The 1,003-nt window shown below is 76.7% G+C and carries 1 protein-coding gene; it reads right to left on the bottom strand.

The features are described 5' to 3' along the window. Positions 1 to 57: 57 nt before the first annotated feature. Positions 58 to 1,003, bottom strand: a 946-nt coding sequence (locus tag E1285_RS45135; RefSeq protein ID WP_279510137.1) for a diacylglycerol kinase family protein, incomplete at its 5' end; no start/stop codon positions are given.

The raw sequence follows: 1,003 nt of genomic DNA, 5'->3' as shown, positions 1-1,003 counted from the left end.
CGCGCCGAATCGTGTGTTCCCCGCACCCGGCCCACCCCGGCCAGGCCCTGTGAGTGATCATGCTCCGGCGGCGGTGGCCGGGTGGAAGACGGTGAGGGCGCCGGCGTGCTTGCCGAACCGCAGCGCGGCCGGCAGCGTCGACACCTCGCCGTCGCGGGAGACCCGCAGGCCGCCGGACGGCGACGTCACCTCCAGGCCGCCCGCCTGCCACGCGCGGTAGCCGGGCGTGATGTGCAGGTGCCCGGCCATGATCGCGGCGAGCGCGCGGACGCGCGGGACGCGGCGCGCGGTGGCGATCATCCGGATGTCGAGCCGCCCGTCGTCGAGGCGTTCGCGCCAGTTGGGGGCGGCGCCGCGCGAGCCGTAGACGCAGTTCCCGACGAACGCCAGCCAGACGCGGCGCTTCCGGCCGTCCACGACCAGGTCGACGGGCTCGGAGTGCCGCAGCGTGCGGGCGGCGGCGACGGCGAGCGCCGGCCACTTGCCGAGCGCGAACCGCCTCTCCAGCCGCTCCCGCCGGTCCACCATCTCGGTGTAGGCGCCGAAACCGGCGGTGTTGAGGAACAGATGCTCCTCGTCCCGCCCCGCCTCGCCGGAGGCCCGCGTGACGCCGGACGTGACGGCCGGTGTGACGTACGCGACATCGACGCGGCCGAGCCGCCCGGTCCGGTAGGCGGCGACCGCGTCCGCCACGGACTCCACGCCGAGCGCGCGGGCGAAGTGGTCGAAGGTCCCGCCGGGGACGACCAGCAGCGGGACGTCGTGTCCCAGCGCCGCCCGCGCGCCCGCGTTCACGGTGCCGTCCCCGCCGATGACCGCGAGCGCGCCGCCCTGCTCCGCGGCCCGTTCGGCGGCCTTGCCGAGCACCTTGTCGACGTCCTCGTCCGGCCCGAACCGGACGATCTCCGCCGCGGGCAGCTCCCGTCCCAGGACCTCGATCGCGATCTCGTCGCGGCCCGGCAGGATCCCGGCGGGCGCCTCGCCGCCCGCCCCCCGGTTGACG

Source organism: Actinomadura sp. 7K507 (assembly GCF_004348425.1).
Taxonomy (GTDB): domain Bacteria; phylum Actinomycetota; class Actinomycetes; order Streptosporangiales; family Streptosporangiaceae; genus Spirillospora.
The sequence above is the reverse complement of the archived record's forward strand: the minus strand, read 5'-3'. Positions and strand labels throughout refer to the sequence as shown.